This is a genomic window from Bacillus sp. SD075 (assembly GCF_017355165.1).
In the GTDB taxonomy this organism is placed as follows: domain Bacteria; phylum Bacillota; class Bacilli; order Bacillales; family DSM-1321; genus Peribacillus.
In genome coordinates this window covers 1-19,838 of record NZ_JADILK010000010.1, presented here as the reverse complement: position 1 = coordinate 19,838, position 19,838 = coordinate 1, and the positions used below count along the sequence as shown (strand labels likewise).

At 42.6% G+C, this 19,838-nt stretch carries 15 protein-coding genes and 1 pseudogene; 6 read left to right on the top strand and 10 right to left on the bottom strand.

Translation table 11 applies throughout. From position 1 onward, the window contains the following. Positions 1-69: 69 nt before the first annotated feature. A complete protein-coding gene (locus IOC57_RS09795; RefSeq protein WP_207438557.1) occupies positions 70-2,163 on the bottom strand; it encodes an Ig-like domain-containing protein in 2,094 nt (697 codons plus the stop codon). Positions 2,164-2,735: 572 nt separating this feature from the next. Next, positions 2,736-4,193, bottom strand: coding sequence for a protein adenylyltransferase SelO (locus IOC57_RS09790; protein WP_207438556.1), 1,458 nt, complete (start codon positions 4,191-4,193; stop codon positions 2,736-2,738). Between the two features lie 1,651 nt (positions 4,194-5,844). On the opposite strand from IOC57_RS09790, the gene IOC57_RS09785 reads away from it, so the two are divergent. Next, entirely contained in the window at positions 5,845-6,537 is a 693-nt protein-coding gene (locus IOC57_RS09785; RefSeq protein WP_207438555.1) for an FHA domain-containing protein, read from the top strand. A gap of 121 nt (positions 6,538-6,658) precedes the next feature. On the opposite strand, the gene IOC57_RS09780 is transcribed toward IOC57_RS09785, so the two are convergent. Further along, positions 6,659-8,419: a hypothetical protein gene (locus IOC57_RS09780; protein ID WP_207438554.1), complete on the bottom strand. Its 1,761-nt coding sequence runs from the start codon at positions 8,417-8,419 to the stop codon at positions 6,659-6,661. Between the two features lie 228 nt (positions 8,420-8,647). Here IOC57_RS09780 and IOC57_RS09775 point away from each other — a divergent pair, with 228 nt between their 5' ends. Further along, the gene (locus IOC57_RS09775; protein ID WP_207438553.1) at positions 8,648-10,039 is read left to right on the top strand and encodes a hypothetical protein; all 1,392 of its coding nucleotides are present in this window, start codon (positions 8,648-8,650) and stop codon (positions 10,037-10,039) included. 399 nt (positions 10,040-10,438) lie between these two features. Here the strand turns inward: IOC57_RS09775 and IOC57_RS09770 are convergent, their stop codons facing one another. After that, entirely contained in the window at positions 10,439-11,404 is a 966-nt protein-coding gene (locus tag IOC57_RS09770; RefSeq protein ID WP_207438552.1) for a quinone oxidoreductase family protein, read from the bottom strand. Between the two features lie 114 nt (positions 11,405-11,518). Continuing rightward, positions 11,519-11,665 (bottom strand): hypothetical protein, encoded by a 147-nt coding sequence (locus tag IOC57_RS09765; RefSeq protein ID WP_207438551.1) that lies wholly within the window; start codon positions 11,663-11,665, stop codon positions 11,519-11,521. Positions 11,666-11,851: 186 nt separating this feature from the next. Here IOC57_RS09765 and IOC57_RS09760 point away from each other — a divergent pair, with 186 nt between their 5' ends. Beyond that, on the top strand, positions 11,852-12,226 hold the full coding sequence (locus tag IOC57_RS09760) for a GNAT family N-acetyltransferase (protein ID WP_286184686.1): 375 nt from the start codon (positions 11,852-11,854) through the stop codon (positions 12,224-12,226). A gap of 55 nt (positions 12,227-12,281) precedes the next feature. Next, positions 12,282-12,521, top strand: coding sequence for a hypothetical protein (locus IOC57_RS09755; RefSeq protein ID WP_207438550.1), 240 nt, complete (start codon positions 12,282-12,284; stop codon positions 12,519-12,521). A gap of 22 nt (positions 12,522-12,543) precedes the next feature. On the opposite strand, the gene IOC57_RS09750 is transcribed toward IOC57_RS09755, so the two are convergent. Next, positions 12,544-13,374, bottom strand: coding sequence for an STAS domain-containing protein (locus IOC57_RS09750; protein ID WP_396020795.1), 831 nt, complete (start codon positions 13,372-13,374; stop codon positions 12,544-12,546). A gap of 126 nt (positions 13,375-13,500) precedes the next feature. Then, entirely contained in the window at positions 13,501-13,932 is a 432-nt protein-coding gene (locus IOC57_RS09745; protein ID WP_207438549.1) for an Lrp/AsnC family transcriptional regulator, read from the bottom strand. 150 nt (positions 13,933-14,082) lie between these two features. Here IOC57_RS09745 and IOC57_RS09740 point away from each other — a divergent pair, with 150 nt between their 5' ends. Beyond that, positions 14,083-14,667 (top strand): DJ-1/PfpI family protein, encoded by a 585-nt coding sequence (locus IOC57_RS09740; RefSeq protein WP_207438548.1) that lies wholly within the window; start codon positions 14,083-14,085, stop codon positions 14,665-14,667. A gap of 50 nt (positions 14,668-14,717) precedes the next feature. Here the strand turns inward: IOC57_RS09740 and IOC57_RS09735 are convergent, their stop codons facing one another. From IOC57_RS09735 to IOC57_RS09725, 3 genes are all read right to left on the bottom strand, one after another. Next, complete coding sequence (locus tag IOC57_RS09735) at positions 14,718-16,700, bottom strand: hydantoinase B/oxoprolinase family protein (RefSeq protein ID WP_286184685.1); 1,983 nt, start codon at positions 16,698-16,700, stop codon at positions 14,718-14,720. A 16-nt stretch (positions 16,701-16,716) separates the two neighbouring features. Continuing rightward, positions 16,717-18,756: a hydantoinase/oxoprolinase family protein gene (locus tag IOC57_RS09730; RefSeq protein WP_207438546.1), complete on the bottom strand. Its 2,040-nt coding sequence runs from the start codon at positions 18,754-18,756 to the stop codon at positions 16,717-16,719. 485 nt (positions 18,757-19,241) lie between these two features. Continuing rightward, complete coding sequence (locus IOC57_RS09725; RefSeq protein WP_207438545.1) at positions 19,242-19,415, bottom strand: hypothetical protein; 174 nt, start codon at positions 19,413-19,415, stop codon at positions 19,242-19,244. 324 nt (positions 19,416-19,739) lie between these two features. Between IOC57_RS09725 and IOC57_RS25830 the strand changes: the two are divergent. Then, a pseudogene (locus IOC57_RS25830) lies at positions 19,740-19,838 on the top strand (DUF1641 domain-containing protein); the annotation flags it as partial.

Sequence of the window (19,838 nt, the reverse complement as noted above, 5' to 3'; positions counted from 1 at the left end):
AGAAAAGTTGCCGACATAAAGTCGGCAACCCAAAGTTGAAAGAGACGGATGAAGCATCTCGCTTAGGAACTACCTTTTCGAGAAACTCACCTTATTCAAACCAGAAATATTAATACGATCTCCTGTTTTTAGAGTGGTAGTTACACTTGTCACTGAATAATCATCGCGTTCATTTGAAAGAATTTCATTTACAAGCAAATTTTGTCCCCTGTAGATAAATAAATTACCAGATGAACTTGATGTCGTAATTTTATATCTTCCGGCAGCTATATCTTTACCGACTGTCCAGTATCCTGCATGCAATGTATTCGATTTAACGTTGGATACTTTGGTAAACTGTACACGGTCCAGCCCTGAAATTTCAATACTATCCCCCGATTTTATATCCGTTGTAACAACCGTCACCCCAAAACCATCATCTTCACTTGATAGAATCTCATTTACATAACGATCGTTGGCGTTGAGAGCGATAAATAAATTACCACTCCCCGATTTCGTAGTGATTTTATAACGGCCTGCTGGTAAATCTTTACCCGCTTTCCATTTCCCTGCACTTAAACTTTTACTATACGGTACATGAATCGTGGTTGAACTGGCTTTACCATTTATAGTAGTAGCTGTAATCTTGGCCGTCCCTACACCTATAGCTGTCACTTTACCTTTACTATCGACTTTCGCTATTTTAGTATTGGAAGATTTCCATTTCACCGTTTTATTCGTTGTATGGCTTGGGCTTACCGTTGCAGATAAAGTTAATGTTTTACCTTTACTTATTGTCGCGGAAGTCTTGTTCAGCTTAACTGATTTTGCCATGATTGGAGCATTAACCGTTACTTTCACCTTAAAATCCTTGGCCCCTTTGACAGTTGCCGTAACCGTTGTGGTCCCTTTTGCTTTGCCGGTTACCTTCCCTTTACTATCCACCGTTGCAATTTTTGTAGAAGCGGATTTCCACTTGATTGTCTTGTCTACACTATCAGAGGGCGAAACGGACGCAGTCAGAGTTCCTGTCTTACCAGCTGTAATGGATAAACTTGTTTTATTTACTTTCACTGTTTTAGTAGAAACTTTTACAGCTACTGTTTTATAAACTTTCGCGTTATCTTTTGCAGTCGCCGTAATGGTGGCGGATCCGTTGACAATTCCTTTAATGTTGCCTTTTGAATCTACTTTTGCAACTTTCGTATTTGAGCTCTTCCACAAAATCGTTTTATTCGCTGCATCAGATGGAGCTATTGTCGCAGTTACTTTTACAGTTTGATTATTTGCAATATATAAAGTTGATTTACTTAACTTTAAACTGGTTGGTACAATGTCCGTCACTGTAACTTGCATATTCTTTTTAATAGAAGGATCACCATTTGCTGTAGCGGTGATGGTCGTACTGCCAGCTTTACGTGCTTTTACATTACCTTTGGCATCCACTGTTGCGATTTCCGGTTTACTGGTAGTCCAGCTAACGCTTTTATTAATGGCACTAGATGGGCTTATTGTAGCAGTTAACTGTGCGGTTCGGTTTACCATCAATGACAAACTGGACTTACTTAACGCGATACTTTTTGGAACAAGGATTTTTTCCTTAAAACTCATCGTACCTATCAACGATGAGATGTAGACTTTTTCTCCCGCTGAAAGATTATACGCAAAAGGATCATCATCATAATAGAGGCTGAAGGAATCCATTTCATTATATTGGCCATCAAAAACGTCTATATACGCCATATCATAGCCATCACCGGGCCGATCAATATCCAACGTATAAGTTCCTGCTGGAATATCAGTACCCACCTCGTAAAAACCAGCAGATATACTTTTCATATCCAGTTTCGGGATTTGCTGTACCTCTATGTTATGTGCGCCATCATATAGAGTTATATCTATTTTGTCTCCTGCTTTTAAGCTTATGGTAAATCGTTTAGATGAGTATTCTTCATCACTGAGCGTTTCATAAATGATATCGTTATTTCCACGACTAACGGAAATGACAGCTGCCCCTTCAGGGATACTGAACTTGGTTAATCCTTCGGAAATTTCTTCCCCTGCCGTATATGTCCCATCACTTAAAGAATGATCACTTGTAGCTTGTACCGTCTTACTGCCTAACCCAATCGATAGTGATAGTACCATCATGACAATGACTTTATAAAATACATTCCTCTTCATAGGTAAACCATCTTTCTTATTAAATTTTTCCAGCCAATAAGTATATCGACATCTAATACCATATTTTCATTATGCAATAAAATTAGGGTATTGTATGGATTTTTTATAATCTTTCCATAATTCAATATTTAGAAATGACCTCTGTGAGTTTTGAAACGGCAGGTCTTGAAAGGAGTCAAAATGGAGAATTGGCATTTTGCCCGGCTCCACACAACAAATAAAAAAGGCTTGATCTTTATAGATCAAGACAGGTTGTTGACAAAAGGGGTTCTATCTAAAATGTTAAAACAAAATTGAAGAAATAAGTGATTCGGAAGAGAGTCGGAAACAATAAACCCGCCTCTCCAAAGAAAGGGAAATGATGAACGAGGCTTTTGCAATGGCCGGCTGCAGCATGCTTCAAAGGGAGATTTAGCGGATATTGACCGTGCCCTGGACATTCTTCAAACAAAACTTTTTCACTAAAGGTATGCATACACAAAAATGGCTCCCGCAATTGAAGTCGACAACTGATCAACTTAAACTGCAGGAGCCTCTTCATTTTCTCCATGCACGCATCAACTAACTTATTATCAGGTACCGCAAAAGGTCCGGTAGGGTTTTGTTGACTCAGGCAGTGTCGAGTATTCAGCTTGTTCTTCGCAGTGTGCATAAGGATTTGAAAGAACAGCCAAAAGCCGTTCCATCACGCTGTAATCCCCTTGTCCCACCGCCGCTTCCAATGCCTCTTCCACCCGGTGGTTCCGTGGGATCACTGCAGGATTGCTGTTATGCATCAACTGATCCGAAGATTCTTTCGATTCCTTCTGCCTGCCCAGTCTTGCCTGCCAGAGCTCATGCCACTGAGCGAATTCCGGTGTCCCGAAAAGGACCATATCCTCCATTTTATCAAACGTCAAAGCACGGAAGGTATTGGTATAGTCAGCGCCATGCTTTTTCATCATACTGAGGATGCCATTAATAAGGGCTTCATCCTGAGTCTCTTCATTGAATATCCCCAGTTTCCCCCTCATTCCCGCTAACCAATTAGTGTGATGCAGATCGTTAAAAACGGAAATCTTATCTTGGGCCATCGTAACGGCCTGGTCCATGTCATCATGCAACAGCGGCAATAGGGATTCAGCGAATCGCGCAAGATTCCACCCCCCAATAACCGGCTGGTTACCATAGGCATAGCGGCCTTGAGTATCAATTGAACTGAATACCGTTGCAGGATCATAGGCATCCATGAAGGCGCAAGGTCCATAATCGATGGTTTCCCCGCTAATCGTCATGTTGTCGGTGTTCATCACCCCATGAATGAAGCCAACCAACTGCCATTGGGCAATGAGCTTTGCCTGACGCTTGACCACTTCCTGCAGCAGTGAAAGATAGCGGCCTTCATCGGTTTCAATATCTGGAAAATGACGCTTGATGGCATAGTCGGCCAGTGTCCGCAGTTCTTCGATCGTTCCCCATTTTGCAGCGAATTGAAAGGTTCCGACACGAAGATGACTCGAAGCAACACGGGTCATGATGGCACCAGGCAGCCCGGTTTCACGGATTACCGTTTCACCGGTCGTCACCACTGCCAGACTTCGGGTGGTAGGAATGCCAAGCCCATGCATTGCCTCGCTGATGATGTATTCGCGCAGCATCGGACCAAGTGCAGCCCGGCCATCGCCCCCGCGGGAATATGGCGTTCTTCCTGGACCCTTCAGCTGGATATCGACCCTCCTGCCTCCAGGCAAGACCTGCTCGCCAAGCAATATCGCCCGGCCGTCCCCTAACATGTTAAAATGACCGAATTGATGACCCGCGTAAGCTTGGGCAAGAGGTGAAGCTCCTTCGGGAATCTCGTTTCCGGCAAACACCGCCACGCCATCTTCGCTTTGGAGCGACTTAACGTCCAATCCTAGAGATCCCGCCAAACTCTCATTGAGAATGATCAACTCCGGTGAACGTACAGGAGTCGGGTTCGTGCTCGTGAAAAACTTTTCCGGAAGACGTGCGTAGCTATTGTCTAAATCCCATCCTATTTCATTTGTCATGGTTTCTCCTTTTCTTATTTGATTTTTTGTATAAAGGTTCTTTCACTCATATTCCGTTAATACACGCGATAAAACTCCATTGCAGTCCATTTTTTAATGTCTACCTCTGCCTATTAATTATACCGTTTCTGCATAAAAATGGCTCTTTTAAAAACCTTATCGAAAACTGCTCCTATACAATTGGCTGAATATAAAGTTAACTGACCCGGCTAGAAACGTTGCAGAGATAAGTCAAACAATTACTGTTCCTACTTCGATGAAAACGGGAATGAGCCAACAAGCAGCGACAATAATCTCCACAATGAATGCTACAAATCAAAAAATAAGCTGGCATCGTTCTAATGAATCAGTGGCTTCAATTGATTAAAACGGGGTAAATAAAATAAGGTAACAGTGACTATAAGAACCGAAATGATAAATCGTATCAATATTCTATAGATATTTGACACTCTTAGAAATTTACAAAGAGGTATATAGAATATCAGAATCGGGTAAATTATCCTTTTTTAATATTTTATTTAAACGAATTTGTTTAGTCATTTATAAATCATGTGCGAACCATATTATAAAGAAACTCATTCACTAATGCTAAGGCGCACCGTCCATTATTCCCAAACAAAAGGAGGCTGTGACATAACTAAATAAGCCATCCTCACAGACGAATCATTCTACGTTATTCTACCTATTAAACATCATGCTGCTTTCGTATATGTTGTTTTTATTCATCCATTCAAGCTGTAAGAACAAGTTCGTTCCATTGCGCTACAGACACTCGCTTTCCGCGGGGAGGAAGCGGAGCCTCCTCGGCAAGCCTGCGGGGTCTCAGCCTTTCCTCTATTTCCCTTAGTAGTCGATTGTCTACCGCTCCATTACACTAGATGTTTAAAAATAGGATGCAAAAAGCAACAAAATCTATGGAATGGAAAAGAAACAAATAAAGACCCGATCTATTCGCCGGAAATTCCGCTTATAGATCGGGTTTATCGTTGACTAAAATACTTATGTCCTAGCCTCTTTTTTATATCATCTATGATTTTCACAAACAGGTGAACTAAAACTTTCTAATCGTGTGGAGGATTCATGTTTTCAGCCTGCCTCCCCCACCTTTTCCTGTCTTCTTCCTTCCCGCTTCGTCTCCCACATCCTCTTCCAATCCAGGATATGCTTAATTCAGTAAAGTCAGGCTGATAAAGGCAATGCCAAATATACAGTACAGAATGAGGGTAAAGGGCTGGGGAAAAATAATATATACCATCATGCTAATGATCATCAGCAGGATGCTGAAGGCATTTATCCTATCTCTCCACATACTCACCTTTGGTCAACTCCTTTTCCATTGCGTTCAAGTAAGGTACATTCTCATCGCATACTTTTTCCGGTGCTGCCTGGTCGGCTTTGAGGAAACGCCGTAAAAATTCTCCTCCCACAGCCAAAGCGAATATCAGCTAAAAATAGAGTTTCTTCTTCATCCATCGTTCCTCTTTGTTATAATGGCTGTGTGCCTAATTTGTATTTTTTCATTTTTCGTTAGTAAGTAAGCGACTGATAATTTATAATTATAAAATTGAACCCACTAAACAGCCATGTAGCCAAAATGATAAATCCATGAAAATAATTTAAATTTTCAGATTTTTTAAGGGGTATGAAGTGAATGATCTATAAAACTTTCAAGGTTGTATTGAGGAGTATGCACAAAGGTCAAACAGAGGAATTCGCCTATGTATTTGAAGGGAACAGCCTGCTGATCGGCCGTGCAAGCCAGCACTCCAAAGCTGATTTCAAGCTTTACAATGACTTTGTTTCCAGGGAACATTGCCGGATCTATATGGAGGAAGGACAGCTGCTCATTGAGGATTTGGCAAGCAAACACGGTACCTCGGTGAACCAGGTTCCGCTCGTACCGGGCAAGCCCTGTCACATTGAACCGGGGGATTCAATTACTTTGGTTAATGGATTGATTGAATTCATGATTTCCATCGACAACGATTTAACAATGGATTTCACGCCGGTGAACCCCGATATCCAGCAAACCGTAGCGATCAATGAGTACCTTCAGACCGTGATCATCAATGAAGAAGCACCCATTAAAATGCCGACTAAGGAATTCAATTGCTTTAAGCTGCTTTATGAGAATTTGGACAACCTCATTTCAAGGGAAGAGATTGTCCGGCAAGTATGGCCAGAGAGAGTCGGTGATCCCGAGCAAATTGTGACGGCGGAAGAAATCGCTTCACTCCTGTACCGGGTGCGGAAACGGATAAATGGGCATTTCGCAATAAAAGCCGTCATTCAAAAGGGATATTATATGGAATCCATCCTTTCATTCAATCTATCGGACTTATAACGACAATCATTCGAAGACATGAAAAAAAGCATTCGTATAACAATGCTTTTTTTCATGTTTATATTGGAGATGGCAAGCGGGTATCCACTCTTCCATTATTCCGATGTCCACTGGCCCATTATCACTTCTTCGGTAAGTCCAGATTAGTGAATTCATCGACTGGAACGATGTCTTCTTCCATATCCATCACCTTCAGCACAACCCGGTCTCCTACATTCGTCAACACAATATCAGATAGCGCATTGACACCAGGGTCCACCGAGAACCTCTTGGCATTGCCTTCGACGATCAAATGGAATACGTATCCATTTGAGAGATTGGCATCATTGATCCTTATTACCTTCCCCTTTATTTCTTTCATCTCAAAGCCTTTTTGAGGTGTCACACCGCTCACTTTCCCTAAAGAGGCAATCAGTTTTTTATAATTGCGAAAAGCTTCGTCTTTCGTTTTCCCAAAGACCACCTGGGGATTATCGCTATTGGCGTAAACGATCGCCACTCCTTGGAACTTGCTGCCCTTTGTAACCGGAATCACATAAGTGGGAGCACCGTAAATCGTATAGAAGATTCCATTAGTGGCTTTCCAGCCTGGATATTTAGATAAAAACTCACTCGCATTGGCGTTGGATTTCGCTTCCTTTCCAGTAAGCACGGACGTGACGCCTTTATAGTACGTCATGTCACCGGTTTTGGCATTGAAAACACCATAACCTACCAGGGTTTTCGAGTTGCCTTTTGATTTAGCCCGGGTAAAGTCCACTACATAAATCAATTCGCCTTTTTCGTTAAACGTAACTTGCATATTATCCTCATTAGGAATCAGGACATCTTTCTTCGGCCCAATCAAGGACTGGTTTTTCCACCCGTGAACATATTTTCCCCAGTAGGTCCAATATTCCAAGGCTGTTTCCAATGTGAATGTCCGATCCACCCATTTAGGTTCTTTTCCTTTTCGATAGTATTTCGTGTCACCCGTTTCCGGATTCACCAATACCACTCCGTCCACCACGGGGCCGCTGCGGTATTTCAAATAATGTCCGACTGAAGCTACGAAGTAGGGCTTTCCATCTCCGTCCGGTTCCAAATATGAATCATGGATGATTTTATTCGGATAGGCCTTGCGGATGGTCCTTTCCAAATCATGATCGAGGTACTGTGAGGGAGCATACAGCATCTTCCCTTTGACAGTATTTGCCCCTTTATCCGTTGATACGGCGGAAATCAGATTATAACCTGGCGTATATTCCGCTTTTCCTGCTTTCAGAAACCCGTCCATCTCAATGGGGGATGTATAAGCCAATTCATCATTTATATTGGTTAGACGGTATTCGCCTTCAGTGAAATATGAGGCATTTCCAATTTTATTAATCGCTGCATCGCCTTTTGCGTCAGCCATTTTCACTGTAACAAGCGGCATGGTTTTTATATCTTGAACTTCTTCCAGCTCTTTTTTCTTATCGACCTTCGCTAATCCATGCAGATCTGCAGCAAAAGTGATCGGGTAAAACAGCATGATGACCCATGCAGCAATCAAAACGGCACCTAACGAACTGTTGAAATGTACGTTCCAAGGTGTTTTGGGTTGCTTAGCCGCTTCATTTCCACTCCGATTCCGTCGGGTACTCGAAGATTCACTGGCACTGTACATATACATTCTTGAATCGATGATGAGCATGAGCCCAAGAATAATGGCAAAACTCGAAAAGAATGCAGCGGCAGTAAGATCCAGCAGCATGATATCAATGACGTAAAACAATACGGCAGCAGAAACTAAAAGTCTCAGCACTTGTTCAATGAAAAAAGGTTTTTCCTTTTTAATGATTGCATTTGTCCATCTCTGCGGAATCAAGGAAAGTCCCAATATGGCAAAAGGTAGTTTCATTAAAATTCCTTTCAAGATGAAAACGAGTAGTGAAAGTATCATGGTTTTATAAATCTCTCCTTGTCATGTATGTTCCCATTTCCCCATTTTATCACTTTTGTACAACTAATTTACTATTTTTTAAATATATCGAAATACCATAAAAAAACTTTCTAAACGATTTACCCCAATGATGCTACTTTTACCGGTTTAAGGTTTATATAAACTCTAGAAAAGGATGGATGCCTTATGATATATGAAGAGACTTACCAATACTTATTAAGAAATGTATCTTCCACTGAATTCGATACGTGTTTGTACGCCTTGCTCCACAATGATTGGGACGGGGTCATCCAGAGCCCGCTTCATATGATGGCAAGAGGTGTCGGAACGACAGAAAAGTACTTAAAGCAGATCATCAATAAATTCACCGCACCACAAGGATCACTAAAAAAAGTGTTTGTGCCTGTTCATCAAGGTGAAGATATTTTATATAAGTTTAACCTTGGTCCTGCAAGCAATCTTGTCTATAACAGGAAGAGAGACCGTTATTGCAAGAAATACCGTTTCTTTTATAGCGATGCTTTCAAAACCTTAACGATTCATGGAAAACGTCTGCTGCTTATGGGTGCTTTCCGAATGTCTGTTTTGAAGTCTGAAGAAGTACTATTCGATTATAGCGAAATCGTTCCTGATTCCAGCTCGCTATTCACAAGGCAGCGCTTATTGGATGCAGTCGAGGCCATCCATGGCGCTTTAGGCCAGTTAGTGACGATTTCATTTGCGAGCAGGACTTTCTCAAAGAAAGAAGTTCTGGTATTCACCTTTACCGAAGGCGTCTTGGGGCAGTATAAGGAAAATAGGGCGGAACGGACATTGTTGCGGAGAACGATTTTTGACTCCGGCTACCTTGGGCATATCAATGATTCCGTATGCAGGGAATTGGAACGGGTCGGAAAATATATTTTCCGTTCATTTCTGCAAGAAGCGACAAACATCTCCCATGATATCCAAAAGGAACTGCAGAAGTTAGCCCGTTTCGTCTATTCTCATTCTCTTAAGAAATTGGGCCAGGCGCTTCCTGCCAATCAGCAGTTACTTCTTGCCCCAAAACAAGCCTCTGCTTATTTAAGCAAGATCATGTACAACGAGACATTGGAACAGATGGTCAAGTATGCCCACCAGGCAGAATCCATCAAAAGCCTGCTTGAACGCGCTCATTTTCATAGAAACATTTCCGAGAAGGCTCTCTGCCGGGAAGTGAGTGATTTAGAAATGGCTGAACATATGGAGCCCATTCACCATAAGTACCATCAAGCAGACTTCATCCGCCATGTTCTTAACGACTGGTGCGAAACATGGCTCATTTCCCGTGTAAAGACTGTGACCGAGGAATCTCGGGCAGAAGGAAAAAGGAAAAGCACCGATGATGATAAGCAGATCGCTGCCGAGTATATGGCGCGCATTAGAAATGATACATATGGCCAGTTGGACAGGCTATTGACCTTGCTTCTTAAATTCGGCAATCAATCAGTGGCCCCATCTGTCCGTAACTTCTCTCTCACAAAGAAGAAGGAAACCCTCCAATCCTATTTCGCAATCCAAAAGAAGCGTCTTGATGTTCTCTCCATTCCCTCTTAAAATCACACGGTTTAAACCTTTTAATAGGTCATATATTTTCCAAGAGAGCGGATCCGTTCTCTTTTTTTTGCTTGTAACGAAAGCTGTATGTGAATTACAGAATGATGATTGTGATTTGGTGATTGTCCCACTGTGGATTTCTCCTCTGAATTCGTGAATTGCATATGGATCTTGTGGATAAGGGAACATGGGCAGCAGGTTGTTTTGAGGGCAGGCCATGACCCCTGTATGGACAAGGGCATTCATCTGGAATTATTCAAAGGGTCTAAGAATGGGTCTACTATAAAGGAACTGAAAAAGGTTCTGATTATCAGTATGAATAAGGTGTTGAATGCCGCAGGCAACTATTCGTGTAAAAGAAATGGGCCCCCATTTAGAATGGAAAGCCCTCATGACTTGTTATGGTATTAATAATATTTTCCCTGAACTTTTCCGGCTTTCAAGTAGTCTATGTGCATCCGCCCCATTTACCAACGAAAAAAGAGTCGGTTCCTTGATGGCGATCTCCCCTGACAGTATCCATTGGAACAGCTCTGCAGTTCTTCTTGTCCGTTCTTCATGGGTTGTCAGGACGTTCCAAAGGTCACCGCCTATCAATGCCTTCGATGTATCCATTAACATTCTGGGGTCGATTTTCTCTGGATCACCGCCTGCCATCCCAAAAAACACCACCGTTCCCCCAGTCCGGGTCGCCTCGAAACTATCCATCAAGGTTTGACCCACTGATTCATAAACGACATCAACGCCTTTACCGCCAGTTACATCCTTAATGGAATCCACCCAGTCAGATCCGTAAAGGAAAACATGATCCGCACCCATTTGTTTGGCAACAGCCGCTTTATCATTTGAAGAGGTCAAGCCAATGACCTGACCGCCCTTCCTCCTGATCATCTGTGTCAGTAATTGACCGACTCCACCTGCAGCGGCATGGACCAGGATGGTTTCCCCTTCTTTAACTGAGTGGCTGTCATGTGTTAAATATTGGGCAGTCAACCCCTGAAGTAAAACGGAAGCGGCCGTTTCATAGGAAATGTCCTCAGGTAGCGGTAACAGTTTATCTGATGGAACCGAAACCAGCTCCGCATTGGCGTGAGGAACATCAGCGAACCCGACACGGTCACCTGCTTTCACATGGTGAACATCTTCCCCGGCAAATTCGACGACACCGGCCCCTTCATAACCCAAAATGAATGGGGGATCACCCACCAAATGATAATTCCCTTTCCTTCTATATACATCAGCAAAATTCAAGCCGATCGCTTTCATTCGAACAATCACGGCTGATTTTGAATGTTCAGGTTCTGCAATTTCCCTTACGGACAGGACTTCCGGTCCGCCAAAATTATCAAAGACGAGTGCTTTCATCATCCTAACTCCCTTCAATGGTTCTTCATTCTTAAAGATATAGGATGAACCGTTTAATGGCAAGAAACACAAGGGACCACTCTCCCTTAAAGGCAGAGCGGTCACTTGTGTTTCTCAATCTGTATTGTTGCCAGGGCCGTTCTTTCGTTTATTTGCGGAATATTCCTTCCCATGTGCTTCATGTTCTGCAATGATGTCCGCTTTCGGAATATGGTTATTCTTTTTCGGTGAACCGGTACGGTTTCGATGTTTTTTTCCCATGATCTATCTCCCCTTACATTTAATAAATGTTTAATGCGTACTACTGTTAGCATGTCCGATTACCGCCGAAAATACCGGCCAAAATCGATACTTCATAATAAAGGAAAAACCTTCGTGGAGAGGAGGAAATAATATGCTTCCTATATTGAACACGGAAAGGGTACGATTACGGGAAATTCGTGAAAAGTGATGGGGAAGCTCTATTCCAATGTTTATCGAAAGATGAAGTCACTCGTTTTTACGGGCAGGATTCATGGGAAAATAGCGAACAATACTATCCGGAAAAAACGAGCGGTTCGATGGGGAATTGAAAGAAAAGATACGCAAGGATTAATTGGCACTATCGGCTTTCATGCCCACAGCCCAAATACAGGCGGGCGGAAATCGGTTATGAAATCCATTCTGCACATTGGCGCAAAGGATTTGTGTCAGGAGTCCTTAAATAAATTATCGGTTAATTTCAACGACCTTGATTTAACCCGCATCGGCGCGGTCGTTATTCTGGAAAACGGGCCATCAAGTGACCATTGCCTAAGTTGGGCTTCACCCAGGAAGGAATAGTATCCCTCATGATACCTTGCTGAAGTGAAACGAAAACGTTCTTTGGAGGGTTCCATTGAAGGAATTTGCGGCACCCCTGCCAAATAACTGGCTAGTCGAGACCCAGCAGACGCTTGCTTTGATGCGGCTTTGCATTCAGTCTGCGGAAAGAGGCGGATTTCTTAAATCAACTGGAGCCAAGATTTGGTTTGTTTGGAGCATCCGTTCCCCATTCCATCTGCTTATTCGAATCGTCGAATTCACCAAAATGAACTTCCTTGATATTCCAAAATACCTACAAAAAAAAGCCACCTAATGCAGCGACTCCACTTCACGATTTAGGTGACCACAAGATGGTCCTTCAAGGCCTGTTGCAGAGTCCCTTTTGTTTCTGTTTTATTATCGAACTGAATCCCTGAACGAATCATTTTCTTAACAACCTCAGGACGTAATCCAGTCACTACAGTCTTACACCCCATCATCGCCGTTCCATCGAGGATTTTCAATAAATCACTGATCATTTCAGCTTCCATTTCAATGATACCGGATAAATCCAAGATCAAGGTCTCTATCCGCAGCTTCCCTATCTCCATCAATACTTTTTCCTCAATTATCCGTATGCGTGAATAATCGATTGTCCCAATTAACGGAAGGACACAAGTGGTGGAATTGACTGGAATGATGGGGACGGATAGATTTTCCACCAAGTTTTGCTGAGCCAGGATCAATTTATCTTTGTAATCGGAGTAACTGACGAAAAAGGACTTAAGAAATACATCAACCTTTTCATTCACTTTTATCTCTAAATCAAAAAAGACCTTGGAATCCTCAAAAAATGCTTCTTTTGCTTGTCCGAACTTATAAATAAAAATCCAAAGCGTTCTGCGGATGGCCTGAATCCATTCCAGCTTGAATGAAAGCGTCAAGGAGTGGGTCGCCCACGTAACTCCCTCTTTTTCGGCAAAGGCAATCATATCCGTTTCATTCTGTTCCACGATATAACGGATGAGCTTATGTGCATTATTCAAAAGATCGACATTTCCAATCAGCAAAATTTCTTCGATTTTATCCCTGACATTGACCGCTTCTGATAAAAGATATTCTTCAAATTCACTTTTATGGTGCAAAAGGAATTCCATTATTTTATCTTCACCATAAACAAAACTCACTCTTCTCCACTCCCTTTTAAACTTCCCACTGTGATTTTTGTTACTAATTACTTTCTATATTGGCGAAGTTTTTTCCTGCTAAATGCTCATACATTAAAGTGATGGCATCAAATGGGGGATAGGCGATTACATCTCCTCTCCCGCTAAAACATTTTTCGATGTGGACGAAAATATCAGATGGGTGGACGATTTCCCATATTTAATGGCTTCATCGACGAACTTTTCCAGCGTTTCCATGGAAAATGTACTTATTTTAATAAGATAGCTGTATTGACCGGCTAACCGGTGGCATTCGAGGACTTCCGGATGGCTCAAGCTAAATTGATAAAAGTCTTTGCATCTATCCGTTTCGAATAATATGAATGCCGTTATGCTCCTATCGAGTTTTTCAAGTGATATTTCCGTTTTATATCCCTTTATCACTCCGCTTTCCTCTAATTTATTCACGCGTTCTTTCGTTGCTGGAGCCGTTAAGGAGACTTCCTGTGCCAGTTCTTTCATGGACATGCGCCCATTATTCTCCAGCAGGGAAAGTATCTTTTTATCGGTTCGATCCATTTCAATCACCCTCACTTTTCATTATTAATTAAAATACATTAATTACATTATAAAATAAACTTAATCGAGATGATTACATAATTAATCATATGTATTAGGGGATTTCAATTTTATATAATAAATACAAATATCAATAAGGGGGATGCTGGTATGAAAAAAGTATTATTGCTGTTATCCAATGGATTCGAAGCGGTTGAAGCAAGTGTGTTTACGGATGTACTGGGCTGGAATAAATTAGAGGGTGATGGTACCACTGATCTGGTTACAGTGGGACTTCATGAACAATTGAAATGCACATGGAACTTTATCGTACAGCCCGAATTGACCATCGATCAGGTGAACCTTGATGACTTCGATGCTTTGGCCATTCCAGGAGGTTTTAAAGAAGCCGGTTTCTATGAGGATGCCTATGAAAAGAGGTTTCTTGATGTAATCAAGTATTTTCATAATAAGAACAAAATCATAGCAACTATTTGTGTAGGTTCTCTCCCTCTTGGAAAAAGCGGGATATTGGATGGAAGGAAGGCCACTACGTACAACCATCCAACCAGTAAGAGACAGGGGCAGCTAAAAGATTTTGGTGCGATTGTCGTTAATGAACCGATTGTCGTCACTGACAATATCATTACATCCTACAATCCTTCCACAGCATTCGATGTTGCCTTTATGCTCTTGGAAATGCTCACTTCAAAAGAAAATTGTAAACATGTGAAGGAATTGATGGGCTTCCATTAAAAATGCGCTGATGAAAAAAGGTTCCGAATGAATCCGGAACCTTTTACATATTACTGCCAATAGGCCAATGAACGGGTTTTCATGGATTCACGGAACTGTTTTGTTGATTCTGGCAGGACTTTATTCGTTGCATAATCGATGATGACACCATACTGGCGAATGACATCCAGACTATCCAGCTCGCCGTTGGCGAATTTATCTTCAACGCTTTGAATGTTTTCCTCAAGCCATCGATTTCGGTTGTTCCTGATATACGACCTGGCTTGTTCCGTTGCTTCTAGATCTATTTCGAATAAATCGAGATCTTTATCGATTTCCTTGATCACGACTCCATAATCTTTTTTAGCTCGATCAATTGAAACATATTCATCGATAACATCTTCCAAAACATCTTCGGGACTTCTTTCAAGCGGATCTCCCAGTCCCCCGCCCCCAGCCGATGGGCGTACAAAGGAATCTCCTTGCTGTACTTTTACATTTGAAAAAATCGCACCTAAATACCGTTCGTCTTCCTTGCCCGGATTCAGCCATGCTCCATGCGGGGAAGAAGGAAGCCCTCCAAAAATCCCCCATGTAATGGAACGGGAACGGTCACAGCAATAGGACATGACCGTGTTTTTGACATTCGTGAGTATACCGCCCTTTTCCACACCGCAGCCACCTCGGTACTTGCCCGGACCGGCAGAGTCGGTAATGATTTCATGCTTCATCGTCACGACGGGTGACAATCTTTCTTGTCCTTCGCAAGGCTGTACGCTTAGTCCCAAACCGAATGTCGGCGAAGTGGCGTTCACACCGTCACGATCCGAGCGGCCTCCATGACCGCCTGCCATCCAGTCGTACCACATGAAGTATTTATCTTGCTCCTGACGTTGATCCCAACCGCCGATAAGTAAATACTCCAGGTTAAATGAGCATGCGATCGCCCTTTCCGGCATGATATTGGACCAAAGTTCAAAGCACGCACTCATGATCTTTTCATAGGCCCCTGAACAAAAACCGGTTACGGCAATCGGTGCCGGGGCATTGACGACGGAGTTTTCCGGGAGTTCGATCTTCACCACTCTGTAAAAACCGGAGTTCAGGGGAATCTCGGGAAAGAATGTCTTGGTTCCTGAATATGCCGCTGATAAGGATGCACCGAAACCGGCATTCAAAAAGCAGCCGATATAAGAATGCGAGCCAGAAAGGTCATAAAGGATTTCGTCATCCGTGATGGTCATCTTAACCCGGATCGGAATCAGACCGTCTCCTGCTTCCGGGTCCATATCAATATAATCAACAGTTTCCCAGGTTCCATTCGGTAACGCCGCGACCTTGGCCCTTGCCAACCGCTCCACATAATTCTGCACTTCCGCAAAGGCAGACAAAGTCGTATCGATTCCATACTTTTCGATGATGGCAAACAACTGGCGCTCGCCTACCTTGGCCGCTTCCACTTGAGCTCGCAGATCGCCGACACGTTCTTCGGGGACGCGCATGTTCGAAACAAGCACATTGACCACATCTTTTAAATATGTTCCTTTACTATATATCCTGAGCGGCGGAATCCTTACCCCCTCGCCAAAGTGTTCCTTTGCATTGATATCAAAGGAGCCGGGTGTCGATCCCCCCATGTCGGCCCAGTGACCATTCGTCTGCATGAATGCAATGAGCTTGTTCTCATGAAAGACTGGCAAGAGGACCCGTGTGTCATTGAAATGAGTACCGCCCCGATACGGGTCATTGACCAAGAAAACGTCCCCAGGGTGGATATCACCTTCGAAGTCCTCGAGTACCGCCTTTGCCGTTAGATGCAGTGTTCCTACATGAACCGAAATATCCTGCGTCCCTTGCATGACTGTATTTCCTTCAGCATCACAAAGCGCACAGCTGAAATCCCGATTATAAATGACGAAGGAATAGCATGTCCGAAGGATTTGTTCAGCCATCTGATCTACAAGATTAACGAAGCCATTTTTTATCACTTCAAATGTCACCGGATCTAAACCTGTTCCAACTCCAGATTGGTCAATTAACTGTTTATTCGACAATGAAATCCACCTCATTTTATTTATTTTGGGAAAGAATCAAGTTTCTGTATTTATCAACTTTTGCCGTGAAATTTGGTGGAATGACAGTCGTTGTATCAAGCTGATCCACTATGGCCGGTCCCGTGATTTCAGAAAAGGCCGGAATGAGTTCCCGGTTATACACGTTCGTATTCACATACCCTTCCTCTTCGAAATAGACATCACGCGTTTCCTTCAAGGCATCCGCCAGTTTGCCCCCAGGTTCATAAGTCGGGAATTCAGGTTTTGGCACAGTTCCGATGGCCGTAACGAGCAGCCCGTAGATTTCTACGGCCTGTTCTTTATCGGAGAAAGAAAATTCGCGTTCATGCTCTTGATGGAAACGGTCAAGGGTCTCTTCCAATGAAGAAATAGGGCAATCGACTTCTATCGCCAATGAACGCCACTGTCCCATATACCGCATGTCAATATAGCGCATCAATGTGGAAGCTTCATTAGCGACCCCTTCTTCTTGCAATAATTCCGCTGCCTCTTTTTCCATTCCGATGAATTCTTTCTCTAAATCCTTTATCGATACATCCTTGACGTTCTTGACATAAGTTTTGGATATATCATGACGAACATCGACCAACAGGCACCCCATTGCCGCTGCCACACCCGGATGCGGCGGGATGATGACAGTCGGGATTTCCATTTCCTTGGCCAAGTATGCTCCATGCAAGGGTCCGGCCCCGCCGAAAGCCACAAGTGCAAAATCGCGGGGGTCGTACCCCCGTCTGACTGAAATCAGCCTTAGTGCATCACACATATTGGCATTGGCCACCCGGGTGATGGCATTCGCCGCTTCCTCAATCGTATAATTGAATTTCTTTGCGATCTTATCCACGACTTCAATCGCTTTTTGTTTATCCAGTTCCATTTGTCCATCCAAAAGTTTGGTGCCAAGTCGTCCCAATACAATATTGGCATCGGAATTGGTCGGTTCCGCTCCTCCCCTGCTATAGCAAGCAGGTCCAGGAACCGCCCCTGCACTTTGAGGGCCATTGCGTAAAGAACCGCCTTCATCCACCCAAGCCAAGCTTCCTCCTCCTGCTCCTATCGTCAAGATTTCGATACTCGGGAACCCAATTGGATAACCATACTCGATATACCAATCTTTAGTAATCCGCAAGTCACCTTCATGCATCAAGGAAATATCGGTGCTCGTTCCTCCCATATCCAGCCCAATGGCATTATTAAAGCCACAAAGCTGGGCAATATGTTTACTGGCAATCGCACCTGCAGCGATGCCGGAGCTTGCAAGCCTTGCCGCATAACGTGGAACGGTTTGGGAAGTCATTACCCCTCCGCCGGAGTGAAGCACTAATATGTCATCTTCATATCCCCTTTTATCCATTTCCCCTTCAAGGGTTTTGATATAGTTGCTGACAGTCGGTCCTAAAACGGCATTGACGATCGTCGTACTCATGCGCTCATGCTCAAAAATCTCAGGTAGGACTTCACTTGAAATGCATATATAGACTTCGGGGAGTTCCTCCCGGATGATTCGTTTCACTTTCGCTTCATTGCTTCCATTTACATATGAGTTCATGAAGCAAACCGCAATGGATTCGGTACCGCGTCTTTTTAATTTCCTTGCCAGTGACCGTACTTCCTCTTCATTGATTTCCGTCAAGACGTTCCCTGCAAAATCGATGCGTTCTTCCACTTCAAAACGGTCTCTTCTTTGGATATACGGTTTGGCTACATCATCATATGTATCCCATAACTCAAGCTTGGTTCCACGGCGAATTTCCGATACATCTCGAAATCCTGCGGATGTGATCAATGCTGTCTTTGGCAATTTCCTTTCAATCAAGGCATTGGTGCCCACTGTTGTACCATGGGAAAACACTTTAATATTTTCACAATCTATTTCCGCTTTCGCAATTCCATCTAAAATTCCGATCTCTGGATTCAGAGGAGTCGACGACGTTTTCGTAATGGAAATTTCCTTCGTGCTTTCATCAAAAACGAATACATCCGTAAATGTTCCGCCTACATCAATTGCAAGTCTAGTTTGCTTCGTACCTATCATATAATTCCCACCCCTGCTACAAGATTTAAAATACTTTATACCTTTGACATTGCCTTGCTCCATTTCTCCACTTAATGGAACTGTGTGTGAATCAGCATCAGCCAGCCGTTGTATTTTCTTAGACCAAAAACGGAACAAGACGAATCAAGAAATAAAAAAAACCAGTTATATCAATAAGAAATAATTGATATAACTGGTTTTTGATCTAGGTTAGCTTCGCTGGCCAGCAAAGTCTATTAGATTCGACAGTTATTTATAGATTCATCTTTTAAATCACCGAGTCCATTTAAGGCGTTGGCAGAGTAGAATTTTCAGATAATACTACCTATTTATACCATGGCTATATACTTTATCTTACGTCAATTCACGATAAAGTCAAGGTTATTTTTTTGAATATTGAAATAACTCAAGTTTAAGAATTAAGAGCGGGTTTTATTTTTAAAAAGAAGTAAGCATAACTGTTCCGCTATGCTTACACAACAATATTATTGATCAGGTGTTTCCGATATGCCTTCCTCACTGTTATTGAGGTAAACTTCAGAAATTCCATTCATACCTTCCAATAGTTGCGCTTTAGTATATTCCATGCTGCCAACCAGTTTATGAAGCTTCTTATCTTCATGATTCTCTCCTGTAAGTTTAGATTCTGAATCAGTCACCTTTCTTCACCTCCATCAACATTTAGGATGGCAAATCAAGATGGAAATATGTATGGTAGGAGACGATGTTAGACAACCCCTTAAAGCCCATTTTAGGTAAGTAATGGGATTTCTCATTAGAGTCTGTACTTCAAATATGCAGGAAAAGATTATTTTATGGATCTTTTTTAAAAAATCAGCTGTTTTCATGGAGCTAAAAGGATATACTATAGGATAGCTTTTATTACATTTTTGTTAGTATTTTTTCTTGTCACACCTTGTGTGTTATTTTACAAGTTTTTCTATTTACATCAACAAAATGCTTATTGCAAAGGAGAATTGGATATGTCAGAAACGATTACCCAATCACAAACTGAACAACTTAATGCCCGCCAAAAACAATTAGATGTACTGGACCAATTATTAAAGCCTGAGGTTCAGGAG